This is a genomic window from Cellulomonas uda (assembly GCF_006538705.1).
In the GTDB taxonomy this organism is placed as follows: Bacteria; Actinomycetota; Actinomycetes; order Actinomycetales; family Cellulomonadaceae; genus Cellulomonas; species Cellulomonas uda.
On sequence record NZ_BJLP01000066.1, the window covers coordinates 1 to 17,560 of the forward strand.

Sequence of the window (17,560 nt, forward strand, 5' to 3'; positions counted from 1 at the left end):
ACGGGTGTGGTGGTCGGGGCCCTCACAGGCCGCGCAGCCGCCGTGTACGCCGTGTGGCGGACGATTCCCGCGCAGGTCGTGGCGGCGGTCCTGATGGTGCTCCTGTGGCCCGCATCCAAGACCCGCAGCCGCCGCACCCGCCCGGCCACCCACCGTGCCCGCGTCCGTACCGACCAGCACGCACCGGACCGCGATGAGACGGGGAGGACCGGGGCCGGGGTGACGAGGACCCCGGTGGGAAACCACCGGGGTCCTCGTGGTGGTGCTGTGCACCGGACATCATGGACTCGAGCGCACGTGTCTGCGAGCAAGTGAGTCTGCTGGAGTGACCGAGGCGACCCGTGCAGACTCACCGGGGTCGCCTCGGTCCCCAACGCACTCAGCGCTTCGGCACCTCGTCCCTCAAGCGGGAGTCCGGTCGCCAAGGGGCGATAAGCGCCCGCAGCCCGAGTGCGATGAGCGTGATGGGCAACCCAACTACCAAGATGCCCCAGACGACCTCGCCCACGTTGGTCACGGAACCGTCGATGGCACCCGCGCTAGCGGCCCACAACGTCCAGACCGCGAGTTGCCCCAGGATCGAGTAAGCCCAACTGACCTTGCCGAGGCGCCAGGTAACTAGCACATGCCCAAGCAGCACGATCACGGCGACCTGAGCGACTTGCAGTAGGAGGTTCCGGAAGCTCTCGGCGTCCCAGCCGTCAGTGAGTAGTGAACCTAGTGGGGCGAGGAGGAACACGGCTCCGGCGCATGCCATGGCGGCGACCTGCTTCGCGTACTCAACACCGATCAGCCGCGCTGCACCAGCCTCGACCGGACCTGCGGTTGCTTGGTTCATAGTGGGAAGGTACCTCGGAAGTCGAACGAGTCGGGCGCGGGGCACCCGAGGCTCGTGCTCAGGCAGTGAAAGCTCTCCTTCGTCGCGCGGTTCACACTCTTGTATACCGAGCGGTTCATGGAGCGGATAAGCAACTCGTGGTTAGGAACGAGCACTCGGTTCCCCGTGACCACGTAGCTGCCGTTGGAGTAGACGTCCACGATCGCGTAGAAAGTGATTGGCCCCGCCACCGCGCACAAAGGGTTCTTTACGGAGTGGTTGAGCCTGATCCTCGCGTATGTGGCGGAGCCGACGCGGTTTGAGTAGGTGAGCCCGGACGTGCCAGCGTTCGCCGATCGCCGCAGGTTTCCGTCTTTGCGGTACTGGTAGGTCGTACCCACATACTTGAGCTCGTGGAACGTCTTCGTGTTCCAGTAGTAGCGCACGTTCATCCGGGTCTTCGACGACGTGTTGCTCAGATTTGACGTGAGGTGCCACGAACGATTGTTGCCGTTGTACGAGTCGTCGGAGTGCGTAGGGTCACACACTGACACGCCAAGGACCTTCGGAAGTGGAATCCGGTAGTCAGGAATGAACGTCTGGTATCGGAACTCGAAGCCGCCGGACGCCAGCGCGACACCGCCCGCCCCATCGGGGCCATAGTCACCCTCCTCCTCTCCGTCATCAGGGTCTGTAAGCGCAAAGGTTCCCTCTGCGCCGGAGGCGTCTGTCGTAGAGACAGCCAGCTGGACATCGGACGATAGAGTCTGCACGGCCAGGCTGTCCGGGGCTGACTCAAGTAGCTCGTACTCGTCAGACGTTCCTGAGACGCTCTGCAGTTCAGTTCCTTCTGGCGTCGCGACGGTGACGATGCCGCTGGCCGCCTTCGTCCAGGCGATGATGGGCGTGAGATCGTCAGGATCAAGAGGCGCCGCACGGACGACGCTCGTCTCCTCGACCCCGTCATCGGAAGGGCGGACGACGGGCTCGGAGATCACCTCCGCCCCGGCCGGGACGCTGTCGGTGGCCAACGTCTGCGCCACAACTACTGTCTGCTCAGACTCGTCAGCCAAGGTCGCCGTGTAAGTGACAAGGCCTTCCGCCGCGCTGCTCTGCCGAACGAGGTCGACCGCCTGACCGTCGTCGGACATCGTGAGGCGGGTGCCTTCGAACTCGAGCTGGGTCCCACCCTCAGTTCCGACTTCCGGCGCGGCTAGGCCCTGGGCTGGCAGCGCAAGCCCTGCCAGCACGAGCGTGAACGCCGCTACCGTGGCCGAACCTAGCGTGACTGACCGTCTCATCACTTGCCCTTCGTCGCCTGATGTCGCTTCGGACCACTTCGTCCGGTCGCTTGATGGCTGCGAACGTAGCGTTCGGTTAGCTCAGCCCGGGCGACTTTCGACGGGCGCCTTGAGTCAAAGCGGGACGTTCGTCCTAGATTCACCCGTTCGTGCACGTGAGCGCGGGGCAGGAGAGGTGCGACCGCCTGCCGGGTCCCCACCTAGCCGTCCCGTCGGGACGGCGCGCAACACCTGCCCACCCTCCATGCCTCAGACTGCCCCGTCCCGCACCGACCAGTTGACGGCCCGTCACGGTGAGCGCGGGGGTGGGGGCCGCCGTCGTCGAGCAAGACGAGTCGCAACGTCAAGAGCGCTCGAGGTTGTGACGATGTCCCCGTGGTGAGCAGCCGCGAACGACAGAGTCGGAGTCGACGGGCGCCCATCGTCGCAAGTCTCCTTGCCCTGCTGGTGCTCGGTGGCGGATTCGCCGCGGCTTGGGTGGAGCAAGCGGTGCGGAGCGAACGTGAGCGGGTCGCGTCGGACAACGCTCAGCGCGACAAGGCGGCGCTCGAGGCGGACGCGTCCGAGATGGCCCAGCTGGCGGTGCCGTATGAGGCGGTGATCAAGGCGCGGGGTCTCAGCAGCGTCACCCTCGATGGGCGGGTGTACTACGCCTACGTCCCGTTTCCTTCAGGACATGCTGACTGCACCTCGGCGACAGATTGCCGGCTGCTGCGCATGCTCCCGGTGGTCGACTGCTGGACGCTGTCGTACCGCACCTGGTACCACGCACCGATGGGGGCGGTGCGCAAGGGTGACAGCGGTGTGTTCCAGTTCCCGAAGGCCGGCGAGCTTGTCGAGGTGCACCTGGACGTCTTCGAGCCCAACCTGGCACCCGAGATCTCCTGCACCTGACCTCAGCGCCCCGTGCTCATGTGCGGCGAGGGGTGCGAGTTCTTGGCTGCTCGACTCCTGCGGCCTCCCAACCCGCCCCACGCACCCACCTTCCCGCTGCCCGCACCGGTACGAGCCGCGCAGGGGCGGGAAGAGACCGGGAGGGGCGGGGGTGAGGAGCTTCGGCTTTACGTCGCATGGCCGTAACCTCCCGACGCCCTGTCAGGCGTCTCTGCACGTTTTACGTCGCATAGCCGTAACGTCGACGGACGTGAGTGCCGGATTTTACGTCGCATAGGGGCAACTCAGTCTCCGAAAAGAATCCACGGTGGGGGCATCGGGCGAGACGCGAGGATCGCATGTGCGAGGCGGTGGAGCGACCCGCCCAGCAATTTGCACGCTAACGTGCTAGCGATTGACGCCGGCGAGTGATTCTGTATGGGCCATGTCCTAAACTTCAGGAGACCGAAGAACCGATCCTGGAGGTGGCCCCGATGCCGCGCCGAAACACCTGCACGGAGACCGAGACGCTGACCGCCGTTGCCGGTGCAGCGCGCCTACGGCAGACCGCTGACCTCGAGCGGATGCGCACCATCAGCGCCGCCCGCGCCGCCGGCCACTCGCTGCGCGCAATCGCCGCCGCCGCGGGGCTATCCGAGCCACGTATCCACCAGATGCTCGCCGCCGAGCCGACTCACTGACAAAGAAGAACCGCCACCCGATTAGGCCCGGGTGGCGGTTCATGGAGCCTGTGAAGGTAATCGTCCGTTTCCCCACCCTCGCCATTAGTCGCGAGCTGCTAGGCGATACCGTCGTCGACTACGCAGCACTCAGCTGGCGACCGTCGGTCGACACCGGTCTGCGGACGCTGAGCTCGAAACCGGTCGAGGATCCTGAAGCGATATTTCGCAATCCGCGTCAAGTCACTTACGACGAGTTGGCAAGCAAGTCATTCGACGGCTCGTACGTGCAGATATCGGTATGCCCGTCGTGCATGGCGCTCGAAGCGTACGAATGCGCCGAAGAACTATCGAAGTCGACCTTCTACTGCTTGGGATCGGCGTCCGAAGAGCACACGATCTCCTGGGCGGCTCGACGGACGGATCTAGCGCTCCTCTGGGATGTCTACGACTGGACATTCTCTGGACTACTCGGCGCCGCCGCCGTGGCACTCGTGACGTCGACTTGGCGTCCGTGGACGAGGGTACCCGCTGCTCCACTCGAGGATCCATCCTCGGCGTCCACGCCGTCGCCCCGGGGGACCTCTGCGTATCGTCCGCACGACTCGGAATCTGCATGGCATCTGCCAGGGTGAAGCGGAAGGCCCAGACTCCAGTCTGGGCGCTCTGGGCGCTCGATTGAGTCCACGCCACGGTGGCAATCCCGCTAGCGCGCCCCATCCCGTCGAGCGGATAAACCAAGGACTCCGGCCGCCGTGCCCCTGGCCGGTCGTCGCCCCTGATGAGGTCAGCGAAAGTGTGTTTGGAGGCAACGGTCGCCGGGACGACGAGTTCGCGCCATTCGTCGTGACCTTCCTCGTTGTCCGCTTGGATATCCGCGAGTTCCGGGGGAGTTAGCGGCGGACCGTCGCGAACGTGCCGTCGGGGCGCAGGTCGAGGCGGGCCATGCGGACGGTGCGCAGGTGGTCGCGACCCGAGCGCTCGGCGTCGTGGTAGAGCAGGTACCACGCGTCGTGCCACTCGACGATCGAGCCGTGCGTGGTCCAGCCGATCACCGGCTCGAGCAGCACACCGCGGTACGTGAACGGCCCGTACGGCGAGTCCCCCGTGGCGTGGACGAGCTGGTGGGAGTCGCCGTTCGAGTACATGAAGACGTACGTGTCACCGACCTTGCTGATCCACGCACCCTCGAAGAACCGGTTCGGGTCGCGTGACGTGAGCGCACGGCCCTCGTCGTCCACGAGGACGAGCGGGCGCGTCGGCTCGGCGAGGGACAGCAGGTCGTCGGACAGCCGGGCGATGCGGGGGGCGAGCGCGGGCTCGTCGAGCCCGGGGTACGCGTCGACGCCGGTGTAGACGTCGTCGCGCCAGCGCTGCAGCTGCCCGCCGAGGATGCCGCCGGTGACCAGGTACGACGAGCCGTCGTCGTCGGTGAAGACCGCGGGGTCGATGCTGTACGCGCCGGGGATCGGCTCGGGCTGCGCGGTGAACGGGCCCGCGGGGTGCTCGGCCGTGGCGACGCCGATGCGGAACACGCCGTCGCGGTCCTTGGCGGGGAAGTACAGGTAGTACGTGTCGCCGCGGCGCGCGGCGTCGGGCGCCCACAGCTGGCGCGCGGCCCACGGGACCTGCTCGAGCGTCAGTGCGACACCGTGGTCGACGACCTCACCGTCGAGGGAGTCGAGGGACAGCACGTGGTAGTCGCGCATGTCGTAGTGGCTGCCGTGGTCGTCGGCGGTCGCACCCGTGTCCTCGTCGTGCGAGGGGTAGATCCACAGCGTGCCGTCCCACACGTGCCCCGACGGGTCGGCGGTCCAGATGCTGTCGATGAGCGGGCCCGGGGGCGCGTCCGGCACGACCTGCGCGAAGGCTCCTGCGGCGGCGTGCGCGACAGTGTCGGCGGCTCGAACGTGCATGGGGACCCGTCCTTTCGAGGATGCTGCCGAAACTCTACAGGCGGACTATCGGTCCGGCGCCAGGCCTTCGGTCCTCCGGACCGCGCGGCACCCGCGGCGCACCCGCCCGGTAACCTGCGCGGCATGCGCGTCGCCACCTGGAACATCAACTCGATCCGTGCCCGCACCGAGCGGGCGGTGGCGTTCCTCGAGCGGTCCGGCGTCGACGTCCTCGCGCTGCAGGAGACCAAGTGCAAGGACGAGCAGTTCCCGCACGAGGCGTTCGAGGCGCTCGGGTACGAGGTCGCGCACGTCGGGTACAGCCAGTGGAACGGCGTCGCCGTGGTCTCGCGGGTCGGGATCGATGACGTCGAGATCGGCTTCCCCGGCATGCCGACGTGGGGCGAGCCCGCCGCGGCCGAGGCGCGCGCGATCGGCGTGACGGCCGGCGGCGTGCGCGTGTGGAGCCTCTACGTCCCGAACGGGCGGGCGATCGACGACCCGCACTACGCCTACAAGCTCGACTGGCTCGCGCACCTGCGGGACGCCGCCGCGGGCTGGCTCGCGGCCGACCCCGGCGCGCAGGTCGCGCTCGTCGGCGACTGGAACATCGCGCCGCTCGACACGGACGTGTGGGACCCCGCCTGGTTCGCGGGCCGCACGCACGTCACGCCCGCCGAGCGCGACGCGTTCGCCGCGATCGCGCACGCGGGGTACACCGAGGTCTCGCGCGTGCACCTGCCCGCCGAGCACACCTACACGTACTGGGACTACCAGCAGCTGCGCTTCCCCAAGAACAAGGGCATGCGCATCGACCTCACCTACGCCTCCCCCGCGCTCGCGGCGCGGGTGACGGGCGTGACGATCGTGCGCGACGAGCGCAAGGGCAAGGGCGCCTCGGACCACGTCCCCGTGGTCCTCGACCTCGCGGAGGACGCATGAGCGAGCAGCCGCCGGCACCGCCGACGAGCCCCGACCCGTACCCGGCGACGCACTACGCGCCCACGTGGTCGGCCGCCGCGCGGCCGCCGCTCGAGGGGCTCGCCGTCGCGGCGCTCGTCGCGGCGCTGCTGTTCTGGCTGTGGCCCACGCTCGGGCTCGTCGGCCTCGGGCTGGGGGTCGCGGCGCTGCGTGCGACCCGCGCCAAGGGCACGCGCGGACGCGGCCTCGCGCGCGCAGCCGTCGTCGTGGGTGCGGTCGGCGCGCTCGTGGCGCTCGGCGCGACCGCCGCGGTCGTCGTCGCCGTGCAGCGCTCGCGCCCGATCGCGACCGACGTCAGCGGTCCCGTCACGACGACCGTGAACCGCCTGGACGCGGGGCACTGCGTGCGGGACCTGCCCGCCGACGGACCGGTGAGCGAGATCGTCGTCGTGCCGTGCGGCGACCCGCACGAGGCCGAGGTGCGCGCGCGGGTCACGGTGGGGTCCGAGCAGCCGTGGCCCGGCCAGACGCGCGTGGACGAGCTGGTGCGGCAGGCCTGCGAGCTCGACGAGCACTACGCCCGGACCGGTGAGCCGCTCGACGTCGTGTGGTCGCCCGACGAGAGCGGCTGGAACGGTGGCGACCGCCTGGGGCTGTGCGTGCAGCGCACCCGCTGACGCCCTCGTCCGGGCCCCCAGCGCCGTGGCGCGCTAGCCCCCGCTGACGTCCTGGCGCACGGCGGGCGTCCAGCCCTCGTGGTGCAGTCGCTCGAACGCGTCCAGGAGCACGTCGAGCGCGAACGTCAGCTCGGCGTCGTCGTCGCACGCGGCGCCGGCGTGGGACGCGGTGGTCGCCATCCGCACGATCGCCGGGTAGGTCACGGCGAAGCCCGCCATCGCACGGGCGCGCTCGTCGGGGTCGGCGGGCAGCGTGGGCGTCGGCAGCACGTCACGCGTGAAGCCCCACATGCGCGTGCTCAGCGCGTGCATCGCGTGGTGCACCAGGTCGGCCGAGAGACCGCCGCGGAACATGTCGTCCATCAGGGCGTCCATGTGGCGCAGCACCGCGGGCCCGGCGGCGGTCCTCGACTCGACCGCCGCCTGCGCCCACGGGTGCGCGGTCATGACGGCCCGTGCGGACAGGATCCGGGCGCGCACGGCCTGCTTCCACGGCCGGCCGGGGGCCGGGGTCGCGATGTCGGACACGATCCGCTCGACCATCGCGTCGACGAGCTGCTCGCGGTTGGCGACGTGCTTGTAGAGCGCCATGGGCGTGACGCACAGGGCGTCGGCGAGGCGTCGCATGCTCATCGCGTCGAGGCCGATCTCGTCGGCGAGCGCGACCGCGGCGTCCAGGACGCGGTCGTGGTCGAGAGTCGCGCGACCGGTTGACATGTCTACACCGTATACCTAGCCTGGGCGAGCGCCGGTATACGGCGTACACCTCGACGATCGGCAGGCCGATGACCCACGCCCGCACGTACGCCCGCACCGCGGGCGCGCTCTACCTCTCCACGCACGTGACCTCGGTGCTCGCGGTCGTCGCGTACGACTCCGGGGCGCTGCGGCTGGGCGTGCTGCTCGAGGTGCTGCTCGCGCTCGGCTGCCTGGGCACGGGCGTGCTGCTGCTCGTGCTGCTGCGCCCGTACGGCGAGGCGCGCGCGGTCACGTTCGCGCTGCTGCGCACCCTCGAGGCCGCCGTGATCGCCGCCGGCACGCTCCCGATGCTCGCGCTCGCGTGGCGCGACGCCGGCACCGGCCCCATGGCCGCGGCGCTCACCGACCTGCACACCGCGGCGTTCCTCGTCGGGCAAGGGCTCGTCATCGCCGTCAACACGGTCGTGCTCGGGTGGCTGCTGCTCGACGCGCGCGTCGTCCCCCGCGCGCTCGGCATGCTGGGCGTCGGCGGTGGCGTGCTGGTCCTCGTCGGGAACCTCGCGCAGCTGTTCGACGTGATCCCGCTCGGCGGGACCGTCGCCGGACTGTGCGCCGTCCCGGTGTTCGCGTTCGAGATCTGGTGGGCCGTGCTGCTGCTCACGCGCGGTCTGCGCGCACCCGCCGCACCGGACGTCCCGGCCGACGTCCCGGACCGGGTCGCCGCGCGCTGACGCCGTGCGTCACTCGCCCGGGTAGCGGACCCCGAGCCGTCGGCGCACCTCGTCGGCCGTCTCCAGCACCGTGACGACCTCGTCGAGCGGGTGCAGCGGCGACTCGGTCAGCCCGGCCTCGACGTAGCGCGCGAGCGCCGCAGCCTGGAAGCACAGCCCGTCGAGCTCCTCGACACGGTTCTCGTCCCACGTCGCGCTCTCGTCGCCCACGTGGAGGGTCACGCTCGACGGCCCCCGGAACCGCGGACCCGTGGTGACCCAGCCTGCCTCGCCGTGCACGCGCGCCTCGTCGTCCGCGGGCGTGAGCATGGACGTGAACAGCTGCGCCTGCAGGCCCGGGTACGCGACCTGCAGCGCCACCTGCTCGTCGACGCCCGTGCGCGCCAGCGAGCCCATGACCTGCAGGTCCGTCGGCGTCGCCGGGAGTCCCACGGTGGTCGCGACGAACGACGCGAACGACAGCGGGTAGATGCCGATGTCGAGCAGCACACCGCCCGCGAGCGCCGGGTTGAGCAGACGATGGTCGTCGGGCACCTCGGCCCGCGTCGCGAACGAGCCCGTGACCCACCGCGGCCGGCCGATCAGCCCGTCCTCGAGCACCTGGCGCAGCACGTCGACGTGCGGCAGGTACCGCGTCCACATCGCCTCCATCGCGAGGACGCCGGCCGCACGCGCCGCATCGACGATCAGCCGCGCCTCGGCCGCGTTGCGGGCCAGCGGCTTCTCGACGAGCACGTGCTTGCCGGCCGCGATCGCCGCGAGCGCCTGGTCCGGGTGGTGGCTGTGCGGGCTCGCGACGTAGACGACGTCGACCTCGGGGTCGTGCACGAGCTCGTCGTACGACGACAGCGCACGCTCGACCCCGTGCTCGTCGGCGAACGCCTGCGCGCGCGCCTGGTCCCGGCTCGCGACGGCGACCACGCGCTGGTCCGTGTGCCGGTGGAGCGAATCCACGAAGTGCCCCGCGATCCACCCCGGGGCCAGCACCCCCCACCGCAGCACGGGCGCGTCACGCGGGTCGGGGAACCGGGGCTCAGGCAGTCGCAACGTCACGGCCACACTCTCGCACGCCCGCAGGTCAGGGCACGCGCCGGGGCGGGCGGGACGGGTCAGGCGCCCGTGATGCGCAGGCCCTCCTCGTCGCGGTCGACGACGATCGTCTGGCCGTCGTGGACCTGCCCGGACAGCAGGGCGCGGGCCAGGTTGTCGCCGATCTCGCGCTGGACGAGGCGGCGCAGCGGGCGGGCGCCGTACGCCGGGTCGAAGCCCTCGATCGCGAGCCAGTCGCGCGCCGCGGGAGTGACCTCGAGCGTGAGCCGGCGGTCCGCGAGGCGGCGGGCGAGCGACGCGACCTGCAGGTCGACGATGTGCCCGATCTCGTCGAGCGTCAGTGCCTCGAACAGCACGACGTCGTCGAGCCGGTTGAGGAACTCCGGCTTGAACGCGGAGCGCACCGCCCCCATCACCGCGTCCCGCTTCTCCGACTCGCCCAGCAGCGGGTCGACCAGGAACTGCGAGCCGAGGTTCGAGGTGAGGATGAGGATGACGTTGCGGAAGTCCACCGTGCGGCCCTGGCCGTCGGTGAGCCGCCCGTCGTCGAGCACCTGGAGCAGCACGTCGAACACCTCGGGGTGCGCCTTCTCGACCTCGTCGAGCAGGACGACCGAGTACGGGCGCCGCCGCACGGCCTCGGTGAGCTGGCCGCCCTCCTCGTAGCCGACGTACCCGGGAGGTGCACCGACGAGCCGCGCCACGGAGTGCTTCTCCGCGTACTCGGACATGTCGATGCGGACCATCGCGCGCTCGTCGTCGAACAGGAAGTCCGCGAGCGCCTTCGCGAGCTCGGTCTTGCCGACGCCCGTGGGGCCGAGGAACAGGAACGAGCCGGTGGGCCGGTCGGGGTCGGAGATGCCCGCGCGGGCGCGGCGCACCGCGTCGGAGACCGCGGCGACGGCCTTCTTCTGGCCGATCAGGCGCTCGCCGAGGACCTCCTCCATGCGCAGGAGCTTGGCGGTCTCGCCCTCGAGCATGCGGCCCGCGGGGATGCCCGTCCACGCCGAGACGACCTCGGCGATCTCGTCGGGGCCGACCTTCTCCGCGATCATCGGCGGCGCGTCGACGGCGTCCTGGTCGGCCTCGGACGCCTCCGCGTCGGCGATCTGCCGCTGGAGCGTGGGGATCTCGCCGTAGAGGATGCGTGCGGCCTTCTCGAGGTCGCCGTCGCGCTGGAGCCGCTCGGCGTCGGAGCGCAGCGCGTCCAGGCGTGCCTTGAGGTCGCCGACGAGGTTGTGGCCCGCCTTCTCCTTCTCCCAGCGCGCGTTGAGCGCCGCGAGCTCCTCGCGACGGTCCGCGAGGTCGGCGCGCAGCCGCTCGAGCCGGTCGAGCGAGGCGGGGTCGTCGGACTCCGAGAGCACGACCTCCTCCATCTCCAGGCGCGTCACCGCACGCTGGAGCTCGTCGATCTCGATCGGCGACGAGTCGAGCTCCATGCGCAGCCGCGAGGCCGCCTCGTCGACGAGGTCGATCGCCTTGTCGGGGAGCTGGCGGCCCGTGATGTACCGGTCGGACAGCGCAGCGGCGGCGACGAGCGCCGCGTCGGAGATCGTCACCTTGTGGTGCGCCTCGTAACGCTCCTTGAGCCCGCGCAGGATCGCGACGGTGTCCTCCACGGACGGCTCGCCGACGAACACCTGCTGGAACCGCCGCTCGAGCGCGGGGTCCTTCTCGATGTGCTCGCGGTACTCGTCGAGCGTGGTCGCGCCGACGAGCCGCAGCTCGCCGCGCGCGAGCATGGGCTTGAGCATGTTGCCCGCGTCCATCGCTCCCTCGCCGCCGGCACCCGCGCCGACGACCGTGTGCAGCTCGTCGATGAACGTCACGACCTGCCCGTCGGAGCCCTTGATCTCCTCGAGCACGGCCTTGAGCCGCTCCTCGAACTCTCCGCGGTACTTGGCGCCGGCGACCATCGAGGCGAGGTCGAGCGCGACCAGCTTCTTGCCGCGCAGGGACTCCGGCACGTCGCCCTCGACGATGCGCTGCGCGAGCCCCTCGACGACGGCGGTCTTGCCGACGCCCGGCTCGCCGATCAGCACGGGGTTGTTCTTGGTGCGGCGGGACAGCACCTGCACGACGCGCCGGATCTCCGAGTCACGCCCGATCACCGGGTCGAGCTTGCCCTCGGCCGCGCGCTGCGTCAGGTCGACGCCGTACTTCTCGAGGGCCTTGTAGGTGCCCTCCGGGTCGGGGCTGGTGACGCGCGCGTTCCCGCGCACGGTCGGCAGCGCGGCGAGCAGGGCGTCGCGCGACGCCCCGGCCGCGCGCAGCGCGTCGGCCACGCCAGACTGCCCGGCCGCCAGGCCGATGAGCAGGTGCTCGGTCGAGACGTAGTCGTCGCCGAGCGTGCGTGCCTCCGCGTTGGCCGCCTCGATGGCGGCGGCGGTCGCGCGCGACGCGCTGGGCTGCGCGACCGTCGAGCCCGACGACGAGGGCAGGTTGACGAGGATGCCGCGCACCGCGCGGCCGAGCGCCCCGCGGTCGGCACCGACCGCGTCGAGCAGACCGCCCGCAACGCCGCCCTCCTGCTGGAGCAGCGCGTCGAGGATGTGTGCCGGCTCCAGCTGCGGGTTGCCGGCGGCGCTCGCGGACTGGATGGCGCTGCCGAGCGCCTCCTGCGAGCGGGTCGTGAGCTTGGCGTCCACGTGACCTCCCTGCGCGAGTCTCGCGCGTCGTCGATGCGTCTGCACATCCCAACGTGACAAAGTTGAGTGTATTCCGCTCAACTTGAGATCCGCTGCCCGAGCGCGGGCGACGTGCGCGGGTCAGCCGCCCGGGCCGGGGTCGTTGTCGGGTGCGCCGTCGCCCTCAGGCAGGTCGCCGCGCTCCACCGGCTCGCCGTCCGGGGGCGTGGGGAGCTCGGAGAACAGGGTGGCGAGCTCGCCGTCGCGCGCCGGACGCACCGCAGCGCCCGCCGCGCGCAGGGTCGCGGCGTCCACGCCGTCGCCCTCGAGCAGCACGTGCACGCCGTCGGCCACCACCTCGCACGAGGCTCCCGCGCCGTCGTCCTCGAGCTGTGCGCAGGCCGGAGCCTGTCCGCCGGCTCCGCGGGACGTGCGCAGCAGCACCGTGCCGGCCGGGCTGACGTAGGCCGCGGACATGCCCTCGTCGCCCGAGACCCCGACGGACTGCACGGCGAGGTCGAACCCGTCGACGTCGGTCACGTAGACCAGGTCCCGCGCGATCCCCGCGTACTGCATCCGGGCCGCGACGTCCGCGCCGCCGGTCCCGGTGGTCCCGCCGCCGCCGCACGCGCCGAGCGCCAGCACGACGAGCGCCCCGACGAGCCCACCGGCGGCGGCCACCGCACCCCTGCGGTCACGGTCGCGGCAGCCCCGAGCGCGGTTCATGCCTCGCACCGTACCGGCCGCCGCCCGCGCGCGGGCCGCCCGGCGGACGACGAGGCCCAGGCCCGGTCGTCGGACCCGGGCCGGGGCGTGGCCGCCGTGCGGGTCAGCTCGCGAGGAACGCGAGCAGCGCCTCGTTGACCTCGGCGGTGTGCGTGGTCAGCAGACCGTGCGGCGCGCCCTCGATCTCGACGTACGTGGCCGACGGCAGCGCGCGGTGGAACAGCCGGGCCGTGGCGTCGATCGGCAGGATGCGGTCCGCGGTGCCGTGCAGGATCAGTGCGGGGACGTCGATCGCGGGGATGTCGCCCCGGAAGTCCGTGCCCCACGTGAGCGGCGCCGCGGCCGATGCGACGGACCCCGACCCGGCGGCCACGTCCCACGCGTGGCGCACCTGCTCCTCGCTGATGCGGCTGCCGAGGTTCTCGTCGAGGTTGAAGAAGTCCTGGTAGAACGCGGTGAAGTACGCGTACCGGTCCGCGCGGACGTCCGCCGCGATGCCCTCGAAGAACTCGGCCGGGGCCGCACCCTCGGGGTTGTCCTCGGTCTTCGTCAGGTACGGCTCGAGCGAGCCGAGGAACGCGGCCTTGGCGACCCGCTCCGAGCCGTAGGTGCCGAGGTAGCGACCGACCTCGCCGGTGCCCATCGAGAACCCGACCAGGACGACGTCGCGCAGGTCGAGCGTCTCGAGGACCGTGTGCAGGTCCGCCGCGAACGTGTCGTAGTCGTACCCGACGGAGGGCTGGCTCGACCGCCCGAACCCGCGGCGGTCGTACGTCACCACCCGGTAGCCCGCGTCGAGCAGCGCGGCGGTCTGGCCCTCCCACGAGTTCCCGTCGAGCGGGAAGCCGTGGATGAGGACGACGGGCTGACCCGTGCCCTTGTCCTCGTAGTGCAGCTCGATGTCGACCGAGTTCTCCGTACCGACCGTGATGCGTCCCATGACATACCCCTCGACCTCACGGGAGAACGATCGTTCTCCGCTGGTGTGGACTACAGTAGAGAACGAGCGTTCTCAACGCAAGGGGTACGACGAGGTCCGCGACGGGCCGGGACGGGGTGGCGCAGTGGCAGGCACGACGAGCGCGAGCACGACGAGCGCTGCCGGCGCGGCCCGCCCGGTCGACGACGAGGTCCGCCGCCGCATCGTCGGCGCGGCCGACGCGCTCTACTACGCGCGCGGCATCCAGTCCGTCGGCATGGACGAGGTCCGCACCGCCGCGGGCGTCTCGCTCAAGCGGCTCTACTCCGAGTTCCCCGGCAAGGAGCAGCTCGTGCTCGCGGTGCTGGACGCACGCCACCGGCAGTGGGAGGCGGGGCTCGCGCAGGCCGCCGCGGGCCTGACGGACCCCCGCGCGCGGCTGCTCGCCGTGTTCGACTTCCTCGAGCAGTGGTTCGGCGACGACACGTTCCGGGGCTGCGGCTTCATCAACGCGTTCGGCGAGCTCAGCGCGACCTCCCCCGCCGTCGCGGAGGCCGCCCGCGCCCACAAGCAGACGTTCCAGGACTACGTCGCCCAGCTCGCCCACGAGCTCGTCGGGGACCGGGAGCTCGGGTCGCAGCTCGCGCTGCTCGCCGAGGGCGCGCAGACGACCGCCGCGATCGCCGGCCGCCCGGACGCCGCCGCGCACGCCCGCCGCGCCGCCGAGGTCCTCATCGACGCCGCGCTGTCCCGCGCCTGACGGTCGCCGCCGCGCGGCAGCGCGGGACGTGCATCGAGCCGACACCTCGTCGTCGCCGCCCGGCAACCTCGCCGCCCTAGCGTCGAGCGCGACCGATGACGACGGAAGGGCGACGATGACCCTCACACTCACGCTCGTACGGCACGGGCGCACCCACTTCAACGCACGCCGCGTCCTGCAGGGCCGCTGCGACTCCCCCCTGACGCGCGACGGACGCCAGGGCGTCCGGACCACCGCCCGGCACCTGGCCGGCACCCCGTTCACGGCCGCCTGGTCCTCACCGTCCGGACGCGCCGTCTCGACCGCGGTCGAGCTCCTGCGCCACCACGAGGACGTGCGCCTGCGCACGCACGTGGACCTGCGCGAGTACCACTTCGGCGTGTACGAGCGCCGGCCCGAGCACACGCTCGACGCCGTCCAGCCCTGGCCCACGCTCGTCGAGCAGGTGCTCGCGGGCACGCACCCCGGGCTGCCGGGCGGCGAGCACGCGGCCGACTTCATGGGCCGCACGACCCGGGTGTTCGCGCGGCTCGTCGAGCAGCACCTCGGCACCGACGAGCACGTGCTCGTCGTCGGCCACGGCCTCGCGCTCGGCGCGTACCTCGCGACGCTCGCGCCCGTCGGCCTCGTCGCGCTGCCCAACGCGTCGGTCAGCACGGTCGAGGTCGACGACGACGGCACGGCCCGCATCGCGCGGCTGGCCGAGGACGTCGCCGCTCAGGGCGCGCTCGCGGCGCGCCCCGCGACGCCCGGTGCCACCCGCCCCGCGCTCGCGCCGGTCGCCTGAGGCGCAGCGGGTGGACTTGCGCTCGCCTGGTGAGCGCAAGTCCACCCGTCAGCGCGTCGCGGCGCGTGCGGCGCGTGGGGCACGATGCGCAGATGAGCGACGGGGCCGCATGGGGTGACGAGCAGCCGGACGTGCTGGGTGGCGCGTGGGTCGCGCGGACGCTCGAGCTGCCGCCCGACGACGAGAGCGCGCGCGAGGGCGTCGACCCTGTCGCCACCCTCGTGCACCGACCACCGCGCCACCGGCGTGCGGTGCTGTACCTGCACGGGTTCGTCGACTACTTCTTCCACCCGCACGTCGCGGACGCGCTCGACGCCGCGGGCTGGGACCTGTACGGGCTCGACCTGCACGACTACGGCCGGTCCATCCGCGAGGGCCGGCGCCCCAACCACACGCGCGAGCTCGCGGGGTACGCACGTGAGATCGACGCGGTCGTCGCGCTCCTGCGCGCCGACCACGACCGCGTCGCGCTGCTGGGGCACTCCACGGGCGGTCTGGTCGCGGCGCTGTGGGCGGACGCGCGCCCCGGGCGCGTGGACGCCGTGGTGCTCAACTCGCCCTGGCTCGATCTGCGCAAGCCCTGGTTCGACCGCGTGGTGCTCACGCGCACCCTGCGCGTGCTCGGTCGCGTCACCCCCGAGCTCGTCGTCGGTCACATCCAGCCGCACTACGGGCGCGCGCTGCACGCCGGCTCGGGCGGCGAGTGGACGTACGAGCTGGCGTGGAAGCCGCACGAGGGCTTCCCGGTGCGTGCGTCGTTCATCCGCACCATCCGCGCCGGGCACGCGCGCGTCGCGCGCGGGCTCGACATCCGCGAGCCCGTGCTGGTCCTGACGTCCGACGCCACGGGTCCCGACGACCGCGTCCACGACGGTCTGCTGACCACCGACTCGGTGCTCGACGTCGCCCAGATCGCCGCGCGCGCTCCCGGGCTCGGGCGGGCCGTCAGGCTCGTGACGATCCCCGGCGGCGCGCACGACCTGGCGCTGTCCCCCGCGCGCGCACGCGAGGAGTACCTGGGCACGGTCGTGGAGTTCCTCGACGCGCACGCCCCCGCCTGACGCGGGTCCGGGGCGCCGCGCACCGCGCGCCCCGGACCGGGCGTCAGGTGACCTTGACCGTCAGGGCCGACGAGGTCGCGCCGTTGAGGTACGTCGTGGACGTCGAGGTCGGGGCGAACCTCGCGGTGACCTTGTACGAGCCCTTGACCTGTGCGGGCATCGTCACCGTGACCGACCCCGCACGCGCCGCGGTCAACGTGACCGTCGTCGTCTTCGAGCCCAGCGTCACCGCGACCGTCCCCAGCGGCTGGGACACCAGACCACCCGAGTCCACCTTCACCGTGACCTTCACCGCCGTCCCGGCCTTCACCGACGGCGCCGATACCGTCAGCGTCGGCGTCACCCTGGGCACCTTGGTCTGCACCGACGTCGAACGCGCCTGCGACCCGTCCGCACCGGTCGCGACCACCCGCACCGACAGCTTCTTGCCCACGTCGGACTTCGAGACCTTGTACGACGAACCCGTCGCTCCGCTGATCGCGACACCGTCCCGCAACCACTGCACGCTCGTCGAGACCGGGGCCGGCGCCCACTCGCCGCGCTTGGCCCACACCGTCTTCCCGTACCCGACCGTGCCGGAGATCGACACCCGCGTCGTGTTGCTGATCGGCTTGACGATGGTCACCGGAGCCGACGTGACGCTCGTCGCGAGCCATCCCGTGCCGCCCGTCGCGGTGACTCGCGCCGTGATGGTCGCACCCCCGTCCGCGGACGTGACGGAGTAGGACGACGACGTGGCGCCGGCGATCGCCGTGCCGTCGCGCAGCCACTGCACGCTCGTCGTCGCGGACGCCGGGTTCCAGGCCCCGCGGGTCGCCTGCAGCGTGGCGCCGATCTGCGGCGCGCCCGTCACTTCCGGGAGGGTCACGTTCTGCACCGCGAGCGGGAACAGGACGTCGCGCGTGGTCGACACGGTCGCGAGCTTCGCGTCCCGGACGTCCGTCGACAGCGGAGTGGTGTTGCCGGTCCAGAACCCGGCGGCGAACGGCGCGTTGCGCGGGTTCGTGGCGTGGAACGGCTCGAGCCACAGCGCGAA

At 71.7% G+C, this 17,560-nt stretch carries 16 protein-coding genes and 1 pseudogene; 8 read left to right on the top strand and 9 right to left on the bottom strand.

Going from position 1 to position 17,560, the window contains the following annotated elements; all coding sequences use genetic code 11:
* Positions 1–379: 379 nt before the first annotated feature.
* Together CUD01_RS15010 and CUD01_RS15015 are read right to left on the bottom strand one after the other, a co-directional pair.
* The gene (locus CUD01_RS15010) at positions 380–838 is read right to left on the bottom strand and encodes a hypothetical protein (protein ID WP_141322282.1); all 459 of its coding nucleotides are present in this window, start codon (positions 836–838) and stop codon (positions 380–382) included.
* Positions 835–2,118: a hypothetical protein gene (locus CUD01_RS15015; RefSeq protein ID WP_141322283.1), complete on the bottom strand. Its 1,284-nt coding sequence runs from the start codon at positions 2,116–2,118 to the stop codon at positions 835–837. Before CUD01_RS15015 ends, CUD01_RS15010 begins: the two co-directional genes overlap by 4 nt.
* Before the next feature lie 375 nt (positions 2,119–2,493).
* On the opposite strand from CUD01_RS15015, the gene CUD01_RS15020 reads away from it, so the two are divergent.
* Both CUD01_RS15020 and CUD01_RS15025 read left to right on the top strand, forming a co-directional pair.
* Positions 2,494–3,012 (top strand): hypothetical protein, encoded by a 519-nt coding sequence (locus CUD01_RS15020; protein WP_141322285.1) that lies wholly within the window; start codon positions 2,494–2,496, stop codon positions 3,010–3,012.
* Between the two features lie 473 nt (positions 3,013–3,485).
* Positions 3,486–3,692 (top strand): hypothetical protein, encoded by a 207-nt coding sequence (locus tag CUD01_RS15025; RefSeq protein ID WP_141322287.1) that lies wholly within the window; start codon positions 3,486–3,488, stop codon positions 3,690–3,692.
* Positions 3,693–4,564: 872 nt separating this feature from the next.
* Here the strand turns inward: CUD01_RS15025 and CUD01_RS15030 are convergent.
* The gene (locus tag CUD01_RS15030) at positions 4,565–5,587 is read right to left on the bottom strand and encodes a glycoside hydrolase family 43 protein (protein WP_141322289.1); all 1,023 of its coding nucleotides are present in this window, start codon (positions 5,585–5,587) and stop codon (positions 4,565–4,567) included.
* A gap of 123 nt (positions 5,588–5,710) precedes the next feature.
* Between CUD01_RS15030 and CUD01_RS15035 the strand changes: the two genes are divergently transcribed.
* Both CUD01_RS15035 and CUD01_RS15040 read left to right on the top strand, forming a co-directional pair.
* Positions 5,711–6,508, top strand: a complete 798-nt coding sequence (locus CUD01_RS15035; RefSeq protein WP_141322291.1) for an exodeoxyribonuclease III — start codon at positions 5,711–5,713, stop codon at positions 6,506–6,508.
* Entirely contained in the window at positions 6,505–7,164 is a 660-nt protein-coding gene (locus CUD01_RS15040; protein ID WP_141322293.1) for a DUF4190 domain-containing protein, read from the top strand. The genes CUD01_RS15035 and CUD01_RS15040 overlap by 4 nt, the downstream gene beginning before the upstream one ends.
* 33 nt (positions 7,165–7,197) lie before the next feature.
* Here the strand turns inward: CUD01_RS15040 and CUD01_RS15045 are convergent, their stop codons facing one another.
* Complete coding sequence (locus CUD01_RS15045) at positions 7,198–7,881, bottom strand: TetR family transcriptional regulator (RefSeq protein ID WP_141322295.1); 684 nt, start codon at positions 7,879–7,881, stop codon at positions 7,198–7,200.
* A gap of 68 nt (positions 7,882–7,949) precedes the next feature.
* Between CUD01_RS15045 and CUD01_RS15050 the strand changes: the two genes are divergently transcribed.
* The gene (locus CUD01_RS15050; RefSeq protein WP_141322297.1) at positions 7,950–8,594 is read left to right on the top strand and encodes a DUF4386 domain-containing protein; all 645 of its coding nucleotides are present in this window, start codon (positions 7,950–7,952) and stop codon (positions 8,592–8,594) included.
* 9 nt (positions 8,595–8,603) lie between these two features.
* Here CUD01_RS15050 and CUD01_RS15055 read toward each other — a convergent pair whose 3' ends face one another.
* The 4 genes from CUD01_RS15055 to CUD01_RS15070 form a co-directional block, all read right to left on the bottom strand.
* Positions 8,604–9,647: a Gfo/Idh/MocA family protein gene (locus CUD01_RS15055; RefSeq protein WP_141322298.1), complete on the bottom strand. Its 1,044-nt coding sequence runs from the start codon at positions 9,645–9,647 to the stop codon at positions 8,604–8,606.
* Between the two features lie 56 nt (positions 9,648–9,703).
* Complete coding sequence (clpB, locus tag CUD01_RS15060) at positions 9,704–12,292, bottom strand: ATP-dependent chaperone ClpB (RefSeq protein WP_141322300.1); 2,589 nt, start codon at positions 12,290–12,292, stop codon at positions 9,704–9,706.
* Between the two features lie 120 nt (positions 12,293–12,412).
* The gene (locus CUD01_RS15065; protein ID WP_208405281.1) at positions 12,413–12,997 is read right to left on the bottom strand and encodes a hypothetical protein; all 585 of its coding nucleotides are present in this window, start codon (positions 12,995–12,997) and stop codon (positions 12,413–12,415) included.
* Between the two features lie 103 nt (positions 12,998–13,100).
* Entirely contained in the window at positions 13,101–13,937 is an 837-nt protein-coding gene (locus CUD01_RS15070) for an alpha/beta fold hydrolase (protein WP_141322301.1), read from the bottom strand.
* Between the two features lie 124 nt (positions 13,938–14,061).
* Here CUD01_RS15070 and CUD01_RS15075 point away from each other — a divergent pair, with 124 nt between their 5' ends.
* The 3 genes from CUD01_RS15075 (at position 14,062) to CUD01_RS15085 (ending at position 16,524) form a co-directional block, all read left to right on the top strand.
* Complete coding sequence (locus CUD01_RS15075; RefSeq protein WP_174773909.1) at positions 14,062–14,676, top strand: TetR/AcrR family transcriptional regulator; 615 nt, start codon at positions 14,062–14,064, stop codon at positions 14,674–14,676.
* A gap of 115 nt (positions 14,677–14,791) precedes the next feature.
* Positions 14,792–15,463, top strand: a complete 672-nt coding sequence (locus CUD01_RS15080) for a histidine phosphatase family protein (RefSeq protein ID WP_094181697.1) — start codon at positions 14,792–14,794, stop codon at positions 15,461–15,463.
* A 92-nt stretch (positions 15,464–15,555) separates the two neighbouring features.
* On the top strand, positions 15,556–16,524 hold the full coding sequence (locus CUD01_RS15085; protein ID WP_141322305.1) for an alpha/beta hydrolase: 969 nt from the start codon (positions 15,556–15,558) through the stop codon (positions 16,522–16,524).
* 43 nt (positions 16,525–16,567) lie between these two features.
* Here the strand turns inward: CUD01_RS15085 and CUD01_RS16665 are convergent.
* Positions 16,568–17,560: pseudogene (locus tag CUD01_RS16665) on the bottom strand (hypothetical protein); the annotation flags it as partial.